The following is a 2547-nucleotide window of genomic DNA, read 5'->3' as shown; positions in this document are numbered from 1 at the left end:
CGGGCGCCCGCGCGGCTGACCGGGAGCGGAGCCGAACGGCCCGGCCCCGTCCGGCGGGACGGGGCCGGGCCGTTCTCCTGCCGAGGACGGGGGCTCAGGTGCAGGCGCCGCCGTTGAGCGTGAAGCGGGCGGGTGCCTCGTTGCCGCCCGAGTAGGTCGCCTGGAAGCCGAAGCCCGCGGTGGCGCCCGGCGCGAGGACGCCGTTCCAGCCCGCGTCGCGGGCGGTCACCGTGCTCCCCGACTGGGTCACGACAGCGTTCCACGCGGAGGAGACCCGCTGGTCACCCGCGAAGCTCCAGCCGAGCGTCCAGCCGGAGACCGCCGAGGTGCCGGTGTTCTTCACCGTCACCGTCGCGGTGAAGCCGTTGCCCCACGAGCTGCCGAGCCCGTACGTCACGGCGCAGGAGGCCGCCGGGGTGCCGCCGCGGCGCTCCGCGGCGAAGGCCGCGAGCCAGGCCAGCGAGGCGTTCCAGTTGACCGCCACCTCGTTGGTGGAGTACGAGCCGATGTCGTCGACGTAGCACGCGGCCGGTGCGCAGCCGGCCAGCTGCGCCTTGGCCACCGGGTCCTCCAGGCCCGCGTTCGGACCGCCCGCGAAGGAGCCGGCCGGCGGGTGCGGCAGCGAGGCGTCGTTCTGGTGCGCCCAGAAGCGGTGGTGCTGGTTCTCGGAGGCGCGTTCGCCGTAGCCGCTGACGTACGAGCGGTCCAGGGCGTTGCGGCCCAGCAGGTAGTCCAGCGACTCCAGCGCGCCCGCCCGGTAGCGCTGCGCGCCGGTCAGCTCGTACGCGACGGCCAGCACCATCGCGTTGTTGGCCACGGAGCTGTTGGAGCCCCACACGTAGGCGTCGGCGGCGAGCGGCACCGCGTAGCCCTGTCCGGCCATGGTGGACAGGTGCTGGTCGGCGGCCGCGGTCAGCAGGCCGCGCAGCCGGGTCACGTCGTCGGCGGGCAGGGCGACGCCCGGGACGGTCGCGAGGGTGATCCGGCCGAGCGTCGCGGTGCCGCCCCACCAGAACCCGTCCACCGGCTTCGTGTGGTGCGGCGAGGAGGTCACCGCGTCCCGGTACCGCGACTCGCCGGTGGTGGCGAGGAGTTCGGCCGCCGCCCAGTAGAACTCGTCGGAGACGTCGGCGTCCTCGTACGCGCCGCCGCCGGTGCTGTCGCCCGCCGGGGCGAGGACGGCGGGGTTGGCCTCGGCGGCCGCCCAGGCGCGCTCGGCCGCGTCCAGGCAGCGGGCGGCGAAGGCCGGGTCGTAGGGGGCGTACACCCGGGCGCACTGCGCCGCGGTGGCGGCCAGGTTGAGCGTGGCCGCGGTCGAGGGCTTGTGCAACTCGCGTTGCTCGGAGTCGAGTTCCGGCCTGGTCGGCAGGGCGGTCCACTTGTCGTCTTGCACCTTGTGGAAGGCCATGCCGGCCATCGGCCGGCCGGCCGGGACCTGCATCCGGAGCAGGAAGTCCAGTTCCCAGCGGGCCTCGTCCAGGACGTCCGGCACCCCGTTGCCGCGCTCCGGCACGCGGAGCGTGGCGTCGCCGAGCGCCGCGTCGCCGCCGGAACGGCGGGCGCGCTCGAAGGAGTTGACGAGCTCCCAGGTGGCGATGCCGCCGTTCACGACGTACTTGCCCTGGTCGCCGGCGTCGTACCAGCCGCCGCGCACGTCCAGCCGGTAGTCGCAGACCCCGGCCTGGCAGGGCACGCTGGTGTCGCCCTTGTTCGGTGCCACGCCCAGGTGTCCGGCGGGACGGGCGTAGGCGCCGCCGGCCAGCGACGCGTCGATCGTGATGCCGCTGCGCTGCTGGTAGAAGAAGGACAGGCTGTCGGCGCGCAGGCCGTCGTAGAGCGACGCCGCGATGTCGAACGGGTGGCTGGCCTGGCCGCCGACCACCAGGGTGAAGCCGGTGCCGGTGCCGGTGTACGCGCCGAAGTCGACCAGGTGGGTGGACTGGCCGGACGCCCGGTCGGCGCCGTGCACCGCGGTGGTGCCGGCGGCGACCTGCGCGCCGGAGGCGTCGCGCAGCTGCCAGGACAGCGGGGCGGTGGCGGAGCTGACCACGGTGGCCCGCTTGGGGCCGTCCGGCAGGTACCCGAGCTGGTTGACCCGGACGGGGAGGTCGGCGGCGGTGGCGGCCGGAGCCGCCGGCGCGGCCGCTGACACGGCCGAGGTGGCCGGGCCGGCGGGGGCCGCCGTGGCGGCGGTGGCGGTCAGGCCGCCGCCGGCCAGGGCGAGAGCGGTGAGCACGGCGGCCGTGCGGCGCGGCACGGCGCGGACGGGGGTGGCAGGAGGCACGGGTGGGGCCTTCCTCGGTGGGGGTGGCTGCGGGAGGTGGGGGCCTCCGAGTGGGAGCGCTCCCACGTGCCCCATCAAGCCAGCCCCGCCAGGGCCGCGTCAAGGCGTAGAACGCGAACGGCTGTTGACGTGGCGTCGGATGCCGAGGCCTTCCCGGTCCCGTCCGAGGCCGGATCCGACGCGAGGCCCCGCGCGCCCCCCACACGGGCGAGCGCACCAAGGCCCTGTCCCCCAAGACCCTGGAGCGCATCCGCGCCGGCCTC

General features: G+C 75.9%; 1 protein-coding gene. It reads right to left on the bottom strand.

Annotation, left to right across the window (positions count from 1 at the left end; all coding sequences use genetic code 11):
* Positions 1 to 94: 94 nt before the first annotated feature.
* Positions 95 to 2284, bottom strand: a complete 2190-nt coding sequence (locus ABZW03_RS39750) for a glycoside hydrolase family 9 protein (protein WP_355269598.1) — start codon at positions 2282 to 2284, stop codon at positions 95 to 97.
* Positions 2285 to 2547 lie beyond the last annotated feature (263 nt).

This window comes from Kitasatospora sp. NPDC004799, from assembly GCF_040609095.1.
Classification (GTDB): domain Bacteria; phylum Actinomycetota; class Actinomycetes; order Streptomycetales; family Streptomycetaceae; genus Kitasatospora.
This window is presented reverse-complemented; position numbering and strand designations above follow the sequence as displayed.